The sequence below is a fragment of the Pseudomonas batumici genome, from assembly GCF_000820515.1.
Classification (GTDB): Bacteria; Pseudomonadota; Gammaproteobacteria; order Pseudomonadales; family Pseudomonadaceae; genus Aquipseudomonas; species Aquipseudomonas batumici.
On the sequence record NZ_JXDG01000001.1, the window covers coordinates 60,213 to 77,404 of the forward strand.

A 17,192-nucleotide genomic window follows, 5' to 3' on the forward strand; every position below is an offset into this window, starting at 1 on the left:
GGTCATGGCTCAGAGTAACGACATCTGCCCTCCGGGGGGACAGAACGCACTGCAATCGAGGTTGAAGCCTTCGCGCCGGTTGAGCCCCAGGCGCTTGATGGCCTTGGCAAACCGCTGCGCCAGCAGGTCGGCAAACGGCCCTTCGCCGCGCATGCGGGCACCGAACCGGCTGTCATAGAGCTCACCGCCACGGGTCTGGCGAATCAGGCTCAGCACATGGGCCGCTCGTTGCGGGTAATGGGCGGCCAGCCACTCCTCGAACAGCGGCGCGACCTCCAGCGGCAGGCGCAGCATCATGTAGGCGGCGCTCTGGGCGCCGGCGTCACGGGCCTCGGTGAGCAGGCTTTCCAGCTCGCTGTCGTTGATCATCGGAATCATCGGCGAACACAGCACGCCCACCGGAATACCCGCTTCATGCATGACCCGGATGGCCCGCAAGCGGGCCTTGGGCGCCGCCGCCCGGGGCTCGAGGATGCGCTTGAGTTCGTCGTCGAGGCTGGTCAGGCTGATCATCACCGCCACCAGTCGCTGCTGCGCCAGTTCCGTCAGCAGGTCCAGGTCCCGCAGGATCAGCGAGCCCTTGGTGACGATCGTCACCGGATGCCGGTAGCGCAGCAATACCTCGAGAATCCGCCGGGTGAGCCGGTGCTCGCGCTCGATCGGTTGATAGGGATCGGTGTTGGAGCCCAGGTTGATCGGGGCAACGCGATAACCCGGCTTGGACAATTGTTGTTCCAGCACCGCCACCGCGTTGGTCTTGGCGATCAGTTTGGTTTCGAAATCCAGTCCCGGTGACAGATCCCAGTACGCATGGCTGGGGCGGGCGTAGCAGTAGATGCAGCCGTGCTCGCAGCCGCGATAGGGATTGATGGAGCGATCGAAGGGCAGGTCGGGCGAGCTGTTGCGGGTGATGATGGATTTCGCCGTCTCGATGCGCACCTCGGTGCCCTGGGTCAGCGGAACCTCCTGGTACCAACCGTCGTCCTCGGCCACCGAGCGATTGGGCGCGAAGCGGTTGTGCGGGTTGGTCGCGGTGCCACGGCCACGGGGTGGGAGAGGGGTGAACATTGGAGAAGGCTCCATTACTGTATTTATATACAGTAATGGAGTTCAAAGAATCTGCCTAGCGCCGTCCGGCAGGACAGTGGACTGCCTCCAATTCTTACAAATCTTTGACACTCGACTCACAGGCTTTTGATTCGGAAAAATCAATGCTATAGGGCAATATCGAGTTCTCTCTTTTCGGGCGCCGTCCACATGTCGATCGTTCGTTTCCTTTGCGCCCTGGGCCTGATCTGCCTCGCAGGCCTGGTGTTGCCCGCGGTCCAGGCAGACGACGGCAACGCTCAACGCCCACCGCAATGGGCCACCCCGGTGGGCAACCAGTACAACCTCTACCAGATGACCCCGACGCTCTACCGCAGCACCTTGCCGGACAGCAACGCCGTGCCGATGCTGCTCAAGCTGAACATCACCACCGTGATCAACTTCCAGCCGGAGGCCGACTCCAGCTGGCTGGCGGCCCCCGAGATCAAGCAGGTGCAACTGCCTTACCGGATCGGCCATGTCGACGACGCCGACGTGCTGGCGGTCTTGCGGGCGATCAGGGAGGCCGAGGACAAGGGTTCGGTGTTGATACACGACAGGCAGGGCACGGAACGTACCGGCCTGATGGCGGCGATGTACCGCGTGGTGGTTCAGGGCTGGACCAAGGAGGAAGCCTTGAGCGAGATGATCATGGGGGGGTTCGGCGACAGCCCGCACTTCAAGGACAGCATCCGCTACATGATGCAGGCGCATGTCGACAAGCTGCGCGAAGCCCTGGCCAGCGGCGCCTGCAGCACCAACCCCTACGCCACCTGCGCGGTGAGGAGCTGGCTCAAGTCCGCCAGCTTCGAGTGATTACCCCGGATGAGCCGGGCAGGGCCCGGCTCGGCGCAGAGCACTGCGGCGCCTACTGGCCTTCCGGCTTCTTCAGCTTGGGATTGGGAAAGAACTGCACGGTCTGGACCTTGTTGTCCTGCGCCGGCTTGGCCGCCACGGTATTGACCCGCGTACCCAGCTCCTTGGGCACCGACAGGCCCTGCTCATTCAGGGTATCGGCATAGCCGCAGGCCACGCACTCACGGTGCGGAACGTCGTCTTCGCTCCACATCATCAGCTTGTCCTGTTCGCTGCACGCCGGGCAGACCGCCCCGGCGATAAAGCGTTTCTTGGTCTTGATCACGGCTACCTCGCTCATGCCGCGGCTTCCTCGCTGAGGCCGCTGTGACGCAAGAGTGCGTCAATCGACGGTTCGCGGCCACGGAAGTCGACGAACAGCAGCATCGGTTCCTGGGAACCGCCGCGCGCCAGGATGGCTTCACGGAAGGCCCGCCCGGTCTGCGCGTTCAGCACACCCTCTTCCTCGAACCGGGAGAAGGCATCGGCCGACAGCACTTCGGCCCATTTGTAGCTGTAGTAGCCCGCCGCGTAACCGCCGGCGAAAATGTGCGCAAAGCTGTTGGGGAAGCGGTTGTAGGCCGGCGGACGCATCACCGAGACCTCGTCGCGCACGCCTTCGAGCACCTGCGCCACGCTGCGGCCGTCGCCATGGGTGGCATGCAGTTCGAAGTCGAACAGCGAGAATTCCAGCTGGCGAACCATCATCAGCCCGGACTGGAAGTTCTTCGCCGCCAGCATTTTTTCCAGCAGGTCCTGGGGCAGCGGCTCGCCGGTTTCGTAGTGACCGGAGATCAGCGCCAGGCCTTCGGGCTCCCAGCACCAGTTTTCCATGAACTGGCTCGGCAGTTCCACGGCATCCCAGGCCACGCCGTTGATACCGGACACACCGGCATGCTCGATACGGGTCAGCAGGTGATGCAGGCCGTGACCGAACTCGTGGAACAGGGTAGTGACTTCGTCATGGGTCAGCAGCGCGGGCTTGCCGCTGGCGGCCGGGGTGAAGTTGCACACCAGGTTGGCCACCGGGTTTTGCAGCACGCCGTCGTCCTTGCGCCGACGGTCGCGGGCACCGTCCATCCAGGCACCGCCGCGCTTGTTGGCGCGGGCGTAGAGGTCAAAGAAGAAGCGCCCGACGTGCTGGCCGTTCTCCTTGATTTCGAACAGGCGGACATCCGGGTGCCAGCTGTCGAAACCGCTCTGTTCGGCAATTTCGATGCCGTACAGGCGCTGGACGATGGCGAACAGCCCGCCCAGTACCCTGTCGATCGGGAAGTAGGCACGCAGGGCTTCCTGGGAAACGCTGTAGCGCTGTTCACGCAGCTTCTCGCCGTAGTACCCGCTGTCCCAGCTTTGCAATTCGGCGCAGCCTTGCTCGGCGGCGTAGGCCTTGAGCTGCTGCAGGTCCTGGGCGGCAAACGGCTTGCTGCGCTTGGCCAGGTCCCGCAGGAAGGTCAACACCTGGTCGCTGGAATCGGCCATCTTGGTCGCCAGGCTCAATTCGGAAAAGCTGGCGAAGCCCAACAATTGAGCAAGCTCCTGGCGCAGGTCGAGAATCTCTTCCATCACCGGACCGTTGTCGAACTGGCCGGCATTCGGGCCCTGTTCCGAGGCGCGGGTGCAGTAGGCGGCGTACACCTCTTCGCGCAGGGCGCGGTCCTGGGCGTAGGTCATGACCGCGTAGTAGCTTGGGAACTCCAGGGTGATCAACCAGCCGTCCAACCCCTTGGCCTTGGCCGCGGCAGCCATTTGCTCCTTGGCCGAGTCGCTCAGCCCGGCGAGACCGGCCTCGTCGGTAACGTGCCGGGTCCAGGCCTGGGTCGCGTCGAGCAACTGGTTGGAGAAGCGGCTGCCCAGCTCGGAGAGCTTGCTCTGCACCTCGGCGTAGCGTTTCTGCTGCTCGGGCGGCAGGTCGATACCCGACAGGCGGAAGTCGCGCAGGGAGTGTTCGAGGATGGTTTTCTGGCCCACGTCGAAGCTGGCTGCCTCCGGGCTGTTCGCCAGGGCTTCGAAGGCCTGGAACAGTTCGCGGTTCTGGCCCAGTTCGGTGGAGTAGGCGCTCAAGGCCGGCAGGCAGGCCTCGTAGGCTTCGCGCAGTTCGGCGCTGTTGCACACCGCATTGAGGTGACTGACCGGGCTCCAGGCCGCGCCCAGGCGATCATTGAGCTCATCCATCGCCAGTACCAGCCCGGCCCAGGTCGGCTGTTTGCCCTGGGTCGCCAGGATGTCGGCAATGGCCGCGCGGTTGTCCGCCAGGATCTGTTCGATGGCCGGCAGCACGTGTTCGGCACGGATCGCCGAGAACGGCGGCAGGTCGTAGGGCTGCAGAAGAGGGTTGTTCACGCTCACGGTTGACACCTTGGCTGGAAGAAACATGCCCCCATCTTAATTACAATCGACGCCGACCGCAGCTATCAACCAGAGAGAGAGCGCCTATCGTGACCCTTCGTACCTACCAGAACCTCACGCCGGCACTGGGTGAACGGGCCTTTGTCGACCGTTCGTCGGTGGTGATCGGCGACGTCGAAATCGGCGCCGACAGCTCCATCTGGCCGCTGACCGTGATCCGCGGCGACATGCACCGCATCCGCATCGGCCAACGCACCAGCGTGCAGGACGGCTGCGTGCTGCATATCACCCACGCCGGCCCCTTCAACCCCGAGGGTTTCCCGCTGCTGATCGGCGACGATGTGACCATCGCCCACAAGGTCATGCTGCATGGCTGCACGGTGGGCAGCCGGGTCCTGATCGGCATGGGCAGCATCGTCATGGATGGCGCGGTGATCGAGGACGAAGTGATAGTCGGAGCCGGCAGCCTGGTGCCGCCGGGCAAGACGCTGGAAAGCGGTTTTCTCTACGTCGGCAGCCCGGTCAAGCAGGCTAGGGCCCTGACGGACAAGGAACGGGCCTTTTTCACCTACAGTGCCGCGAACTACGTGAAGCTCAAGGATCAGCACCTGGCCGAAGGTTACCACCAGGCCGTTTGATCATTTTTTGTACTGCCCAGGACAGCCCCATGCATTACCAGACGATTCTCTTCGACCTCGACGGCACCTTGACCGACCCACGCGAGGGCATCACCCGTTCGATCCAGTTTGCGCTGGGCAAACTGGGTATCGACGAGCCGGACCTCGGCAAGCTCGAACACTTCATCGGCCCGCCGTTGTTGCAGGCCTTCATGCAGTTCTACGGGTTTGACGAGGCCAAGGCCTGGGAGGCGGTGAACTTCTACCGGGAGCGCTTCAAGGTCACCGGTCTGTATGAGAACCGCGTGTTCGAAGGGGTCACGCCGCTGCTGGAAACCCTCGGAGGGCAGGGGCGCACGTTGTATATCGCCACGTCCAAGCCCTGGGTATTCGCCCGTGAGATCGCCCGGCATTTCGATTTTGCCCGGCACTTCAAGGTGATCTACGGCAGTGAGCTGGACGGGACGCGTACCGACAAGGTCGAGTTGATTGCCCACCTGATCGCCGAAGAAGGGCTGGAGCCGAGCGATACGCTGATGATCGGCGACCGCAAGCACGACCTGATCGGCGCGCAACGCAATGGCCTGGACGCGGCGGCGGTGGGTTATGGGTTCGGCAGTTTCGAGGAGTTGAGTGCTCAGAAACCGGCTTATCATTTCCAGACATTGGCTGAGTTGCATCGGGCGTTTGTGTAAGGCGTGGAACCGTGTCGCCTGCATCGCGAGCAAGCTTGCTCCTACAAAACATCGGTCGTCCGCCATTTATTGGCACGACACGGACCTGTAGGAGCAGCCGGTCGACGCTCGATTGCTCACGATGGCGTCCTTCAGCCAGGCATCAATTGACGCAACGCCGCCGTGCGCTCGTCGACCGGCAAGCCACCGAGCTTTTCCACAGACTTGAAAAACGTCGGCCAATCTCCGTTCACTTGCCTGAACAGCGCCGAAAACGCCGGCACCCACTGGTCATACAGCCCGAAGGGCAGCAGTTTGGCGTTGTTCAGCGGAGCGTTGATCCAGGCGTCATAACGCTTGTCGCCCGCCCACTGGCTCGCCTGCAGCCGATGGTACTCGTCGCGCAAGTGCTGGAACTCCTGCGCCTTGCGTTCACGCATCTGCTCCACCGGCAAGGGCTGCGCATACAACTGCTGCAACCGCGCCCGCGTGTTCAGCACCAACTCGATAAACTGATCCTTCTGCTTCACCTCGTCGACCTTGGCCGGCGCCAAGCCCCGCGCCGTCCGCCATTGGCGCGTGCCTTCCTGTTCGACGAAGTTGGCATAGGACTCGTTGAACTCGGTGTCATCCTTCACATAGAAGCGCTGGTGCGCCAGCTCGTGAAAGATCAGCGTCGCCAGGCGTTCGTCGCCCCAGGTCATCATCGAACTGATAATCGGATCGTCGAACCAACCCAGCGTCGAGTAGGCCTCGACCCCACTGATGTACACGTCCATACCCTGCTGTTTTTGCAGCGCCGCTTCACCCCGCGCCTCTCCCTGGTTGTAATAACCGCGATAGGCCACACACCCGGCAATGGGAAAACAATGCTGTTGCGGGGTCAGGGAAAACTCCGGCGTGGCGAAGACATTCCAGACCACATAAGGGCGTTTGATGTCCGCATACAATCGGTAACTGCGGTTGTCGGGCAGGTGCAGATGCTCGCTGGCGAAAGTCCGCGCCCGCTGGGACTGGGCCAGGTGCTCGCGCAGCTTGGGGTCCCGGGCCGGATCGGCAATCACCTCGGCCACCGGTTCCCGGGCACGCAGCAGGCTCAACTGGCCACCGGCCAACTGGCTATAATAATGGGTGCTGCTGCAACCACCGAGCAACACCAGCAGCACGGCGCCTATCGAACCGCGTAGCACGGGCCTGAACATCATCGAAGTCATCCTGCAAGGAGCTGACGCAAGACTATCGTGCGTACTGAACACTTTTCCATGAATGATTATCGAGGTTGAGGTGTTCACTGTAATGAGGCGGTCCCACCACAAGGTTGACGCCCAAGGCATCCCGATACCCCTGAACGCGGGTATGCTGAGCCTCTGACAGAGTGGAAACCATCATGCGCAAGACTCTCCCCGTACTGCTCGCCCTCACCAGCCTGAGCGGTTGTATCAGTCCTTTACCACCGGTCAATCCGCAAATGGCCTGGGTCGACCTGGAGACCCAGACCGGCAAGCTGATCATGGCCGAAAGCCTGGACAAGCACCGTCTGCGCGACGGGCGCTTTTTCCAGGTAACGCCGGGCAGCCATGACCTCGTGGCGCGTTTCGATTACGAGGTCTATATCGGCGGCATGGCGATGAACACCGAGCTGCCGAATCGCCTGTGCTACCTGAGCGTGCACTATGACCACTTCGAAGCCGGCCAGCGTTACCGCCTGGAGGGCATTGCCCTGGGCTTCAACGCCAGCGCGCGGTTATACAACGACAAGGGTGAAGAGGTGGCCGAACAAAACAACGTGTTCTGCATCCCGTAGCGAGTAGCGCGTATGGCCGGCTTCAGCGGTCATTCTTCTGGTAGATGATTTTCTTGCTGCCGCCGTCGCAACTGCCCACGACCATGTTCTGGTCGTGGACTTCATCGTTGGTGACGATTTCCAGGGTGTAGGAGCTGACGCGAGCCGCCTGGATCTTGATTTCGATCTCCTTCTTGAGTTCTTCACAAGGCTTGGTCGCAGCCAGCGCCGTGGTGGCCAGCATGCAACAGAAAATCCCCAGGGCAATACGTTTCATGGTCGAACTCCTTGACTACGGCAGCACGTCACAAGGGCGTACGCGCAAACTGCCACTGCTCATTCGACCACAATTGCGCGGGCCAAGTTCTGATGCACCTCACATCCCTGGCGCTTGCGGCAGCCGGGTCAGTTGACCAGGGTCCCGTCCAGGCTGATCTTCGTGTTCAACACCTTGGACACCGGGCAACCTTCCTTGGCCTTTTTGCTCAGTTCATCGAACTGCTGCTGGCTGGCGCCGGGGATTTTCGCCTTGAGCACCAGGTGCACCGCGGTGATCGCAAAACCACCGTCCACCTGATCCAGCGTCACTTCGGCCTGGGTGTCGATGCTGTCGGCCTTGAGCCCGGCCTCGCCGAGAATCATCGAAAAGGCCATGGAGAAACACCCCGCATGGGCGGCGCCGATCAGTTCTTCCGGGTTGGTGCCCTTGCCGCCCTCGAAACGCGCCTTGAAGCCGTAAGGCGCTTCGCGCAACACCCCGGTTTCCGTGGAAATGGAACCGATGCCGGTTTTCAGGTCGCCCGCCCAATGAGCCGATGCTTTCCTCTTGATACTCATAGCTGCCTCCTCAAAAGCCGGCGCGACGGGTTCACGCCGGGGTCAAGGTTCTGAGGATAGTCGCTGCCTCAAGGTTCATCCTGTAAGACTCATCTGAAAAAAATGCAGGTTAAAAACAGATCAACCCTTGAAACTCGGGTATATGCCCACATTCCCTGGAGACCGGCAGGTTTTTCGACAGCAGACGAAGCCTGCGTACCCTCACAGGAGTAGCAGGCTCATGAAGCGACTGTCCGACATCAAGTTTTCCACCCTCGACCTGGTGCCCGTGCGCCAGGACGGCAGTCCGGCGCAATCGCTGCGCAATTCGCTGGATCTGGCCCGTCATGTGGAGAAGTTCGGCTACCATCGCTTCTGGGTCGCCGAGCACCACAACATGGACGGCATCGCCAGTTCGGCCACTTCAGTCCTGTTGGGTTACCTGGCAAGCGGTACCTCGACCATCCGCGTCGGTTCCGGCGGCGTGATGCTGCCCAACCATGCGCCCCTGGTGATCGCCGAACAGTTCGGCACCCTGGAAAGTCTCTACCCCGGCCGTATCGACCTGGGCCTGGGGCGCGCCCCGGGTTCCGACCAGATGACCGCCCGGGCCTTGCGCCGCGAGCGTTCGGGCAGCGCCGACGACTTCCCCGAGGACGTCGCCGAGCTGATGGGCTACCTGGGCCCGCGTACCCCCGAACAACGGGTGATCGCCATGCCGGGCACCGGCACCCAGGTGCCGATCTGGTTGCTCGGTTCGAGCCTGTTCAGTGCACAGCTGGCCGGCGAGCGGGGCTTGCCCTACGCCTTCGCCTCACATTTCGCACCGCGCTACCTGCACGAGGCGATTCGCGTCTATCGCAATCACTTCAAGCCTTCGGCGGTGCTCGACAAACCCTATGTGATGCTCGGTGTGCCGCTGGTGGCCGCGGATACCGATGAGCGGGCCGACTACCTGGCGACCTCGGTCTACCAGCGCATCCTCGCCCTGATGCGCGGCCAGAGCCTGGTACAACGGCCTCCGGTGCAGAGCATGGATGGCCTGTGGCTGCCCCACGAGAAAGAAGCGGTGGCGAGCTTCCTCGGCTTGGCGATGGTCGGCAGTCCGGAGAAGATCCGCGCTCGACTGGAGGTGTTGATCGAGCAGACCCAGGCCGATGAACTGATCTTCACCTGTGACCTGTATGAGCATGCCGATCGACTGCATTCCTACGAACTACTGGCGCAGGTCATGAAGGGCTGACGGCAGCGACAAAAAAAGCCGGCGCATAGCGCCGGCCTCGTCGATGTCCACCCACGCTTATTTGCGTTTGTAGACGATTTCCTTCTTGCCCGAAGCGCAGCTGCCAACGGTCTTGCCATCGGCACCGGTGTTGCCGGCCTTATCGACGATCTGCAGCGAATAACCGTGAACACCCTTGGCTTCAAGCTTGTCCTTGATGTCCTTCTCCACCACATCGCATGGCTTGCCCGCCGCCAAGGCGGTTCCCGCCAGACTCAACAAACCTACAGCCAGCAAAAGCTTCTTCATCGATCATATTCCCTGGTCAGATCAAAAAAAGTGCGTCGGCTTTTGGGCGACGCACCTGGGGCTATTCAGCGCCCTCTGTATAGCAATCAATATGGCAGTCGGCCAGCCTATAAGTTCAAAAGGCCAGCATTTGTTCAGCTATTGGCGATCTTGAACCCGACCTTCAGGGTGACCTGGAAGTGCGCGGCCTGGTTGTCCCTGATATGCCCGCGGGTGTCGATCACCTCGAACCATTCCAGGTGCTTGATGCTTTTGCCGGCTTCGGCCAGGGCGTTGTTGATGGCTTCCTCGATGCTGGTGGGGGAAGAACCCACCAGTTCGATTTTCTTGTAGGTGTGATGGTCGCTCATGCTGCTCTCCTAAGTCCCAAGGGCTGTTCAAAGAGCCTAGCAGTGATTTTTCCCATAGCCCGGGCAACCTATCTGCCGTGCAAACGGGGGGGATGGAGTACCGACTTGTAGGAGCTGGCTTGCCAGCGATGAGGCCCTGAAGGCTTGCATCGTCTAATCGGCCGCAATCGCCGGCAAGCCGGCTCCTACAGGGTTCGCGGCGCTTTCAAGATCCCATCCGGTCTGTCAGGCAACGCCGTGCTCCAACTCGGTCTTGAGCCAGTCGGCCAACTGCCGGGCGCGTCCGTCCGCGGCGCGGCGCGGCAACCATAACGCCAGCCGCCCCGGGGTTTCGTTGAAACCCCAGGGCGCCACCAGGCGACCGGCGCGCAGATCGTCCGCCACCAGCGGCTGCGGCGCGATCGCCACCCCCAACCCGGCCACGGCCGCTTCGAGCAGGTAGTACAGATGCTCGAAACCCTGCCCGTACTTCAGCTGCGTCGCTTCGATGCCGTTCTGCCGCGCCCAGCTGGGCCAGGCCTGCGGTCGCGAGGTGGTGTGCAACAACGCTTCCCCCACCAGTCCACGGGCCGGCGCCCGCAGCAATGACTCGTAACGGGCAAAATGCGGGCTCATGACCGGCCCGATGCGCTCGCTCGCCAGCTCAATGACCTGCATATCCGCCGGCCACGGTGGCTCGGCGAACAGCAGCAGGGCATCGAGCCCCGGCTTGCGCGGATCGAGATCGCCTTCACCCGCCGACAGGTGCAGGCGCAAGTCGGGCAGGTCGGCGTTCAGTCGCCCCAGCCGGGGAATAAACCAGCGTGCCAGCAGGCTCCCGGAACAGCCCAGCACAAAGGGCGCATCCACCGTGCTCTGGGCCAGCTCGGCGCAGACACCCCGCAGCCGCTCGAACGCCTCGAAACTGGCATCGCGCAGGCGTATCCCCGCATCTGTGAGTTTCAGGCCGCGCCCTTCCTTGACGAACAGGCTCAGGCCCAGGTGTTCCTCGAGCACTTTCAATTGCCGGCTGACGGCTCCGTGGGTCACATGCAGCTGCTCGGCCGCCTGACTGACGCTGTTCAAGCGGGCGGTCGCCTCGAAGGCACGCAGGGCATTGAGCGGGGGAAGGTCGCGGCTCATGATATCTGTGAGTTTTCCTGACAGGTCGCAGCGATCTTATCGGTTTTCATCCGTGCCTGTCATGGTTAGAGTGAACCCATCGCTCATTCAATCGCCCACCTGGAGCCTCCCATGACCCAGTCCAACCTGCGCAACGGTCCCGATGCCAACGGCCTGTTCGGCGCATTCGGCGGCCGCTACGTGGCCGAAACCCTGATGCCGCTGATCCTCGACCTGAACCGCGAATACGAAGCCGCCAAGACCGATCCCGCGTTCATCAAGGAACTGGCCTACTTCCAACGCGACTACGTCGGTCGTCCGAGCCCGCTGTACTTCGCCGAACGCCTGACCGAACACTGTGGCGGCGCGAAGATCTACCTCAAGCGCGAAGAGCTGAACCACACCGGCGCCCACAAGATCAACAACTGCATCGGCCAGATCCTGCTGGCGCGGCGCATGGGCAAGAAACGCATCATCGCCGAGACCGGCGCCGGCATGCACGGCGTGGCCACCGCCACCGTGGCCGCGCGCTTCGGCCTGGAGTGCGTGATCTACATGGGCACCACCGACATCGAGCGCCAGCAGGCCAACGTGTTCCGCATGAAGCTGCTGGGCGCCGAAGTGATCCCCGTGGTCGCCGGTACCGGCACCCTGAAAGACGCGATGAACGAAGCGTTGCGCGACTGGGTGACCAACGTCGACACCACCTTCTACCTGATCGGCACCGTTGCCGGCCCACACCCGTACCCAGCCATGGTCCGCGACTTCCAGGCGGTGATCGGCAAGGAAACCCGCGAGCAGTTGCAGGCCCAGGAAGGGCGCCTGCCCGACAGCCTGGTGGCGTGCATCGGTGGCGGCTCCAACGCCATGGGCCTGTTCCACCCGTTCCTCGATGACACCAGCGTCGAAATCATCGGTGTCGAAGCGGCCGGCCACGGTATCGAGACCGGCAAGCACGCGGCCAGCCTGAACGGCGGCGTTCCGGGCGTGCTGCACGGCAACCGGACCTTCCTGCTGCAGGACGACGATGGCCAGATCATCGACGCCCACTCGATTTCCGCCGGCCTCGACTACCCCGGCATCGGCCCGGAACACGCCTGGTTGCACGATATCGGTCGGGTCCAGTACACCTCGATCACCGATCATGAAGCCCTGGCTGCATTCCACCAGTGCTGCCGCCTCGAAGGCATCATCCCGGCCCTGGAAAGCGCCCACGCCCTGGCCGAAGTCTTCAAGCGCGCGCCGACCCTGCCCAAGGATCACCTGATGGTGGTCAACCTGTCCGGTCGCGGCGACAAGGACATGCAAACCGTCATGCACCATATGCAACAGTCCCAGCAGGAGAAACACTGATGAGCCGCCTGCAAACCCGCTTTGCCGAGCTGAAACAACAGAACCGCGCCGCCCTGGTGACCTTCGTCACCGCCGGCGACCCGGGCTATGACACCTCCCTGGCGATCCTCAAGGGCCTGCCCAAGGCCGGTGCCGACGTGATCGAGCTGGGCATGCCCTTCACCGATCCGATGGCCGATGGCCCGGCGATCCAGCTGGCGAACATCCGTGCCCTGGCCGCCAAGCAGAACCTGGCGAAAACCCTGCAGATGGTTCGCGAATTCCGCGCCGGGAACAACGACACCCCGCTGGTGCTGATGGGTTACTTCAACCCGATCCACCACTACGGCGTGCCGCGCTTTATCGCCGACGCCAAGGCCGCCGGTGTCGACGGCCTGATCGTGGTCGACCTGCCGCCGGAACATAACGGCGAGCTGTGCGACCCGGCCCAGGCCGCCGGCCTGGACTTTATCCGCCTGACCACCCCGACCACCGGCGACACCCGCCTGCCCACCGTGCTCAACGGCAGTTCCGGCTTCGTCTACTACGTCTCGGTGGCCGGCGTGACCGGTGCCGGTTCGGCGACCCTGGAACACGTCGAAGAAGCGGTGGCCCGCCTGCGTCGCCACACCGACCTGCCGATCAGCATCGGTTTCGGTATCCGGACCCCGGAACAGGCCGCGGCAATCGCCCGGCTGGCGGATGGCGTGGTGGTCGGCTCGGCGCTGATCGATCACATCGCCAACGCCACCAGCGACGAGCAGGCCGTCGATGGCGTGCTGAGCCTGTGCGCGGCCCTCGCCGAAGGGGTGCGTACAGCACGCTGAGTCACCCTGAGCGTTTATTGACAGAACTCCACTGTCAAAGGGGCAATCATTTCATTCTCTTTCCGGGATTGTCGGCAATAGCGGGCAATACCGGCGAGAGACGACCGCGCAGGAGCGCCGGATCGTTACCTATGAAAATGGATGCCCCTATGACGCTCGCTATCGCCCGCACCTTCCTCGATCAACTACCCACCCCAGAAACCCCTGGCCCGAAGCGGCTCAGGTCGGTTGCTTCCAACCCACGAAAAACACCGCCGCCGCGACAGAACCTGTCCAGCCTGTTCGCGTTCGAACCCCTGACGCCCAGCACCACGAACCTGGCCTCGGACACCGGCCTCCACCCAAGGTAAAGTTCCTGATACAAAGGAATCTATGCCTCGCCCCACTGACTAATATTGCGAGACCCGGGGGTTTGAAGCCACATCTTCCCCCCTTTCGATGTATTGCCTGTGTGGTGAGGAATGCCCCCGATGAAAACGCCCAAACGCCTGATTGCCGGCCTTGGCCTGTTGATGCTCAGCACCAGCCCCCTGCTGCATGCCGAGGACCAATGGCGCGGCGAAGATCATGATCGCGGTGGCTATGAGCATCGGGACAGGGGCGACGACAGGGGACGGGACCGCGAGCATGACGAACGCTATGAACACCGCCCACCCCGGGACTTCGGCCCGGTCCGGCAGATGATTCATGAAGACCACGAGCATTTCCGCCGCGGCGCGCCACTGCCACCGGGCTTTCGCGTAGAGCGCGGCCGACCGCTGCCACGTGGCTATGAAGGCGAACGCCTGGGTGGCTGGGAGCTGGAGCGCCTGCCGAGGTATGAAGGTTACGAGTGGCGGCGCATGGGCGACGACGTGGTCCTGATCGCCATCGGCACCGGGGTCGTCTACGAGATTCTCGAGGGTGTGCTGAACTGACCGCCTAGAAAATCGACAGATCCAATGGCCTGACCGCCCCCATCCAGATCCCGTGATCGCGGTGGTCGGCCAGGTCATCGCCGGTCAAGGGGTGCATGAACACCACCAATCCCTTGCGGTTCAACGCCAGCCACGGCAAGACCACGCCGATGTACTGCGCATCGAACGCCAACTGGCAACTCCAATCCGGATGCGGCCCCACCGGGCGCTGGTGCATGCGCCCCATCTTCAGCGGAAAGGTCGCCGCTGCCGTTTCACACAGCTCACGGGCCTGCTCAAGGGTCGAGGCATCGAAATAGATATGGGCGTGGTAGCCCTTGATACGTTGCATGCCGCTCTCGTTCGTTCAACCTTGGAAAAGGCTACACCGCAATCGAGGGTAAGCCCAGCCCCACCAGCGATTGCGCACTGTCGGCCTGCTCGGCCATCAGCCAGTCGAAGAAGCGCTGGATCAGCGCCCCGCGCCGTTTACGCTGGGGCAAGACCACGTAGTAACCAAAGGTGGACATCACCGTCTGGCTGATCGGTCGGCATAACAACCCCTGCTCCAGCAGGTTATCCACCAGGTGCCGCCAGCCGATGGCTACGCCCTGGCCACCAATCGCCGCCTGGATCAGCAAGGTGTAGTTGTCGAAGCGCAATTGCCCCGGCGCCGGTGCCGCGGTGAGCCCCAGTTCGCGAAAAACACCGGTCCAATCGAACCAGTGACTGCTGTTTTCGCCCTTGAGATGCAGCAGGGGAAACTCCAGCAGGGCCTCGGTGGGCAACGGCAGCTCGCGCCCCTTGAGCAATTGCGGGCTGCACACCGGAAACACTTCCTCGCTGAACAGCCAATGGCTCTCGCCCTGTTTGAAGCGGCCCTTGCCGAACAACACCGCCACATCGATGTCGGTGCGCAGCATGTTGTGGCTGCGCTCACTGGTCACCAGGCTGACATCGACCTGGGGATTGGCCGCATGAAAGCGATGAAGGCGCGGCATCAACCAATAGGCGGCAAAGGCAAAGTCGGTGGCGACCTGCAGCACCTCGTGCTGACGCTGGGCGGTCACCGCGCTCAAGCCACTGTCGATGCTCTGCAGACCGGCCTGGACCTGCTCGAACAGGATCGAGCCGGCTTCGGTCAACTCGATCCCCCGGTAGATACGGTCGAACAGGCGGGTGGTCAGTTGCTCTTCCAGGCGCTTGATCTGCTGGCTGATGGCCGGTTGGGTGGTGCCCAGCTCCACCGCCGCGGCGGTAAAGCTGTGATGACGCGCCGCCGCTTCGAAGGCCCGGAGCAGATCGAGGGACAGGTCACCCAGCGATTCATACATAAGCTGTACTTATCCTAGTCATTGTTTGGCAGGGGCTTTACCACAAATTCCATGGGACACATGCTGGATATCAGCACTATCGCATAACAATTTACTATGGAATGCCGCGATACCATGAAGCGCAAGAACATTCTCTTCATCATGGCCGATCAGATGGCCGCGCCCCTGTTGCCGCTCTACGGGGCATCGCCCATCAAGCTTCCGAACCTGAGCCGCCTGGCCGCCCAGGGCGTGGTCTTCGATGCCGCCTACTGCAACAGCCCGCTCTGCGCGCCGTCGCGCTTCACCCTGGTGAGCGGCCAGCTCCCAAGCAAGATCGGCGCCTACGACAACGCCGCCGATTTCCCCGCCGATGTGCCGACCTACGCCCATTATCTGCGGCGCCTGGGCTATCGCACCGCGCTGTCGGGCAAGATGCACTTCTGCGGGCCGGACCAGTTGCATGGTTATGAAGAACGCCTGACCAGCGATATCTACCCGGCGGACTACGGCTGGGCGGTGAACTGGGACGAGCCCGACGTGCGGCCCAGCTGGTACCACAACATGTCCTCGGTGCTGCAGGCCGGTCCCTGTGTGCGCACCAACCAGCTGGACTTCGATGAAGAGGTGGTGTTCAAGGCGCAGCAATACCTGTTCGATCACGTGCGTGAAGACGGCGACCGGCCGTTCTGCCTGACCGTGTCCATGACCCATCCCCACGATCCCTACACCATTCCCAAGGCATTCTGGGACCTGTATCGCGACGAGGACATCCCGCTGCCGGAGACACCGGCCCAGGACAGCCTCGACCCGCATTCCCGGCGCTTGCTCAAGGTCTATGACCTGTGGGACAAGCCGCTGCCTGTGGATAAGATCCGCGACGCCCGCCGTGCCTACTTCGGCGCGTGCAGCTATATCGACAGCAACGTCGGCAAACTCCTGCAAACCCTGGAGGAAACCGGCCTATCGGAGGACACGCTGATCGTGTTCTCCGGCGACCACGGCGACATGCTCGGCGAGCGCGGCCTCTGGTACAAGATGCATTGGTTCGAAATGTCCGCCCGGGTACCGCTGCTGATCAGCGCCCCGGGGCAGTTCGCCGCCGGGCGCGTCAGCGCGGCCGTCTCCACCGCCGACCTGCTGCCGACCCTGGTGGAACTGGCCGGCGGCACGCTGCACGCCGAGCTGCCGCTGGACGGCCGCTCGCTGGTCCCACACCTCAGCGGGGAGGGCGGCCACGACGAAGTGTTCGGCGAATACATGGCCGAAGGGACCATCGGCCCGCTGATGATGATTCGTCGCGGGGCCTACAAATTCATCTACAGCGAAGACGACCCCTGCCTGCTCTTCGATGTCCACAACGACCCCCGCGAAGCAGAAGAACTCAGCCAGTCCGCGCCGCATCAGACACTCTTCAACGACTTCCTGGCCGAAGCCCGGGCGAAATGGAACATCCCGGCGATCCACCAACAGGTGCTCGCCAGTCAGCGCCGACGGCGTTTCGTCGCCGCCGCACTGACCCAAGGGAAGCTGAAGAGCTGGGATCACCAGCCACTGGTGGACGCCAGTCAGCAATACATGCGCAACCATATCGACCTCGACGATCTGGAACGCAAGGCGCGTTATCCACAACCCTGCCAACATCAATAACGAACGAGAGGG

20 protein-coding genes are annotated in these 17,192 nt (G+C 62.7%); 9 read left to right on the forward strand and 11 right to left on the reverse strand.

Annotation, left to right across the window (positions count from 1 at the left end):
* Positions 1 to 9 precede the first annotated feature (9 nt).
* Positions 10 to 1,068, reverse strand: coding sequence for a PA0069 family radical SAM protein (locus UCMB321_RS00285; RefSeq protein WP_040062925.1), 1,059 nt, complete (start codon positions 1,066 to 1,068; stop codon positions 10 to 12).
* Between the two features lie 189 nt (positions 1,069 to 1,257).
* Here UCMB321_RS00285 and UCMB321_RS00290 point away from each other — a divergent pair, with 189 nt between their 5' ends.
* The gene (locus UCMB321_RS00290; RefSeq protein WP_040062927.1) at positions 1,258 to 1,902 is read left to right on the forward strand and encodes a phosphatase domain-containing protein; all 645 of its coding nucleotides are present in this window, start codon (positions 1,258 to 1,260) and stop codon (positions 1,900 to 1,902) included.
* A 52-nt stretch (positions 1,903 to 1,954) separates the two neighbouring features.
* Here the strand turns inward: UCMB321_RS00290 and UCMB321_RS00295 are convergent, their stop codons facing one another.
* A complete protein-coding gene (locus UCMB321_RS00295) occupies positions 1,955 to 2,242 on the reverse strand; it encodes a YheV family putative zinc ribbon protein (RefSeq protein WP_040062928.1) in 288 nt (95 codons plus the stop codon).
* On the reverse strand, positions 2,239 to 4,317 hold the full coding sequence (gene prlC, locus UCMB321_RS00300; protein ID WP_167337406.1) for an oligopeptidase A: 2,079 nt from the start codon (positions 4,315 to 4,317) through the stop codon (positions 2,239 to 2,241). Before prlC ends, UCMB321_RS00295 begins: the two co-directional genes overlap by 4 nt.
* A 62-nt stretch (positions 4,318 to 4,379) precedes the next feature.
* Between prlC and UCMB321_RS00305 the strand changes: the two genes are divergently transcribed.
* The gene (locus UCMB321_RS00305) at positions 4,380 to 4,928 is read left to right on the forward strand and encodes a gamma carbonic anhydrase family protein (RefSeq protein WP_040062932.1); all 549 of its coding nucleotides are present in this window, start codon (positions 4,380 to 4,382) and stop codon (positions 4,926 to 4,928) included.
* Between the two features lie 29 nt (positions 4,929 to 4,957).
* The gene (locus tag UCMB321_RS00310) at positions 4,958 to 5,602 is read left to right on the forward strand and encodes an HAD family hydrolase (protein ID WP_040062933.1); all 645 of its coding nucleotides are present in this window, start codon (positions 4,958 to 4,960) and stop codon (positions 5,600 to 5,602) included.
* A gap of 131 nt (positions 5,603 to 5,733) precedes the next feature.
* On the opposite strand, the gene UCMB321_RS00315 is transcribed toward UCMB321_RS00310, so the two are convergent.
* Positions 5,734 to 6,783 carry an aminopeptidase gene (locus UCMB321_RS00315; protein ID WP_425338512.1) on the reverse strand — a complete coding sequence of 350 codons (1,050 nt, stop codon included), beginning with the start codon at positions 6,781 to 6,783 and terminating at the stop codon, positions 5,734 to 5,736.
* Positions 6,784 to 6,968: 185 nt separating this feature from the next.
* Here UCMB321_RS00315 and UCMB321_RS00320 point away from each other — a divergent pair, with 185 nt between their 5' ends.
* Positions 6,969 to 7,385 carry a PA0061/PA0062 family lipoprotein gene (locus tag UCMB321_RS00320; protein WP_040062936.1) on the forward strand — a complete coding sequence of 139 codons (417 nt, stop codon included), beginning with the start codon at positions 6,969 to 6,971 and terminating at the stop codon, positions 7,383 to 7,385.
* A 22-nt stretch (positions 7,386 to 7,407) separates the two neighbouring features.
* On the opposite strand, the gene UCMB321_RS00325 is transcribed toward UCMB321_RS00320, so the two are convergent.
* Complete coding sequence (locus UCMB321_RS00325) at positions 7,408 to 7,641, reverse strand: DUF1161 domain-containing protein (RefSeq protein WP_040062937.1); 234 nt, start codon at positions 7,639 to 7,641, stop codon at positions 7,408 to 7,410.
* Between the two features lie 128 nt (positions 7,642 to 7,769).
* Positions 7,770 to 8,201 carry an OsmC family protein gene (locus UCMB321_RS00330; RefSeq protein ID WP_040062938.1) on the reverse strand — a complete coding sequence of 144 codons (432 nt, stop codon included), beginning with the start codon at positions 8,199 to 8,201 and terminating at the stop codon, positions 7,770 to 7,772.
* A 220-nt stretch (positions 8,202 to 8,421) separates the two neighbouring features.
* Between UCMB321_RS00330 and UCMB321_RS00335 the strand changes: the two genes are divergently transcribed.
* Positions 8,422 to 9,423 carry an LLM class flavin-dependent oxidoreductase gene (locus UCMB321_RS00335; RefSeq protein ID WP_040062939.1) on the forward strand — a complete coding sequence of 334 codons (1,002 nt, stop codon included), beginning with the start codon at positions 8,422 to 8,424 and terminating at the stop codon, positions 9,421 to 9,423.
* A gap of 57 nt (positions 9,424 to 9,480) precedes the next feature.
* Here UCMB321_RS00335 and UCMB321_RS00340 read toward each other — a convergent pair whose 3' ends face one another.
* From UCMB321_RS00340 to UCMB321_RS00350, 3 genes are all read right to left on the reverse strand, one after another.
* Complete coding sequence (locus UCMB321_RS00340; protein WP_040062940.1) at positions 9,481 to 9,711, reverse strand: DUF1161 domain-containing protein; 231 nt, start codon at positions 9,709 to 9,711, stop codon at positions 9,481 to 9,483.
* Positions 9,712 to 9,845: 134 nt separating this feature from the next.
* Positions 9,846 to 10,061: a dodecin gene (locus tag UCMB321_RS00345; RefSeq protein WP_040062941.1), complete on the reverse strand. Its 216-nt coding sequence runs from the start codon at positions 10,059 to 10,061 to the stop codon at positions 9,846 to 9,848.
* 225 nt (positions 10,062 to 10,286) lie between these two features.
* On the reverse strand, positions 10,287 to 11,183 hold the full coding sequence (locus UCMB321_RS00350; RefSeq protein WP_040062943.1) for a LysR family transcriptional regulator: 897 nt from the start codon (positions 11,181 to 11,183) through the stop codon (positions 10,287 to 10,289).
* Between the two features lie 111 nt (positions 11,184 to 11,294).
* Here UCMB321_RS00350 and trpB point away from each other — a divergent pair, with 111 nt between their 5' ends.
* The 3 genes from trpB to UCMB321_RS00370 all read left to right on the forward strand — a co-directional run bounded on the left by trpB (position 11,295) and on the right by UCMB321_RS00370 (position 14,238).
* Positions 11,295 to 12,515 (forward strand): tryptophan synthase subunit beta, encoded by a 1,221-nt coding sequence (gene trpB / locus UCMB321_RS00355; protein WP_040062944.1) that lies wholly within the window; start codon positions 11,295 to 11,297, stop codon positions 12,513 to 12,515.
* A complete protein-coding gene (gene trpA / locus UCMB321_RS00360; RefSeq protein ID WP_040062945.1) occupies positions 12,515 to 13,321 on the forward strand; it encodes a tryptophan synthase subunit alpha in 807 nt (268 codons plus the stop codon). The genes trpB and trpA overlap by 1 nt, the downstream gene beginning before the upstream one ends.
* Positions 13,322 to 13,791: 470 nt before the next feature.
* Positions 13,792 to 14,238 (forward strand): anti-virulence regulator CigR family protein, encoded by a 447-nt coding sequence (locus tag UCMB321_RS00370; protein WP_040062948.1) that lies wholly within the window; start codon positions 13,792 to 13,794, stop codon positions 14,236 to 14,238.
* Positions 14,239 to 14,242: 4 nt separating this feature from the next.
* On the opposite strand, the gene UCMB321_RS00375 is transcribed toward UCMB321_RS00370, so the two are convergent.
* Positions 14,243 to 14,569, reverse strand: a complete 327-nt coding sequence (locus UCMB321_RS00375; RefSeq protein ID WP_040062950.1) for a DOPA 4,5-dioxygenase family protein — start codon at positions 14,567 to 14,569, stop codon at positions 14,243 to 14,245.
* A 31-nt stretch (positions 14,570 to 14,600) separates the two neighbouring features.
* The gene (locus UCMB321_RS00380) at positions 14,601 to 15,551 is read right to left on the reverse strand and encodes a choline sulfate utilization transcriptional regulator (protein WP_040062952.1); all 951 of its coding nucleotides are present in this window, start codon (positions 15,549 to 15,551) and stop codon (positions 14,601 to 14,603) included.
* Between the two features lie 114 nt (positions 15,552 to 15,665).
* Here UCMB321_RS00380 and betC point away from each other — a divergent pair, with 114 nt between their 5' ends.
* Positions 15,666 to 17,180, forward strand: coding sequence for a choline-sulfatase (gene betC / locus UCMB321_RS00385; protein ID WP_040062953.1), 1,515 nt, complete (start codon positions 15,666 to 15,668; stop codon positions 17,178 to 17,180).
* The last annotated feature ends 12 nt before the right edge of the window (positions 17,181 to 17,192 follow it).

Coding starts and splice junctions, on each gene's coding strand:
- UCMB321_RS00290 (WP_040062927.1), top strand. CDS start 1,258: ATGTCGATCGTTCGTTTCCTTTGCGCCCTGGGCCTGATCTGCCTCGCA.
- UCMB321_RS00335 (WP_040062939.1), top strand. CDS start 8,422: ATGAAGCGACTGTCCGACATCAAGTTTTCCACCCTCGACCTGGTGCCC.
- trpB (WP_040062944.1), top strand. CDS start 11,295: ATGACCCAGTCCAACCTGCGCAACGGTCCCGATGCCAACGGCCTGTTC.
- betC (WP_040062953.1), top strand. CDS start 15,666: ATGAAGCGCAAGAACATTCTCTTCATCATGGCCGATCAGATGGCCGCG.
- trpA (WP_040062945.1), top strand. CDS start 12,515: ATGAGCCGCCTGCAAACCCGCTTTGCCGAGCTGAAACAACAGAACCGC.
- UCMB321_RS00340 (WP_040062940.1), bottom strand. CDS start 9,711: ATGAAGAAGCTTTTGCTGGCTGTAGGTTTGTTGAGTCTGGCGGGAACC.
- UCMB321_RS00285 (WP_040062925.1), bottom strand. CDS start 1,068: ATGTTCACCCCTCTCCCACCCCGTGGCCGTGGCACCGCGACCAACCCG.
- UCMB321_RS00320 (WP_040062936.1), top strand. CDS start 6,969: ATGCGCAAGACTCTCCCCGTACTGCTCGCCCTCACCAGCCTGAGCGGT.
- UCMB321_RS00325 (WP_040062937.1), bottom strand. CDS start 7,641: ATGAAACGTATTGCCCTGGGGATTTTCTGTTGCATGCTGGCCACCACG.
- UCMB321_RS00310 (WP_040062933.1), top strand. CDS start 4,958: ATGCATTACCAGACGATTCTCTTCGACCTCGACGGCACCTTGACCGAC.
- UCMB321_RS00345 (WP_040062941.1), bottom strand. CDS start 10,061: ATGAGCGACCATCACACCTACAAGAAAATCGAACTGGTGGGTTCTTCC.
- prlC (WP_167337406.1), bottom strand. CDS start 4,317: ATGTTTCTTCCAGCCAAGGTGTCAACCGTGAGCGTGAACAACCCTCTT.
- UCMB321_RS00370 (WP_040062948.1), top strand. CDS start 13,792: ATGAAAACGCCCAAACGCCTGATTGCCGGCCTTGGCCTGTTGATGCTC.
- UCMB321_RS00330 (WP_040062938.1), bottom strand. CDS start 8,201: ATGAGTATCAAGAGGAAAGCATCGGCTCATTGGGCGGGCGACCTGAAA.
- UCMB321_RS00375 (WP_040062950.1), bottom strand. CDS start 14,569: ATGCAACGTATCAAGGGCTACCACGCCCATATCTATTTCGATGCCTCG.
- UCMB321_RS00295 (WP_040062928.1), bottom strand. CDS start 2,242: ATGAGCGAGGTAGCCGTGATCAAGACCAAGAAACGCTTTATCGCCGGG.
- UCMB321_RS00315 (WP_425338512.1), bottom strand. CDS start 6,783: ATGTTCAGGCCCGTGCTACGCGGTTCGATAGGCGCCGTGCTGCTGGTG.
- UCMB321_RS00350 (WP_040062943.1), bottom strand. CDS start 11,183: ATGAGCCGCGACCTTCCCCCGCTCAATGCCCTGCGTGCCTTCGAGGCG.
- UCMB321_RS00380 (WP_040062952.1), bottom strand. CDS start 15,551: ATGTATGAATCGCTGGGTGACCTGTCCCTCGATCTGCTCCGGGCCTTC.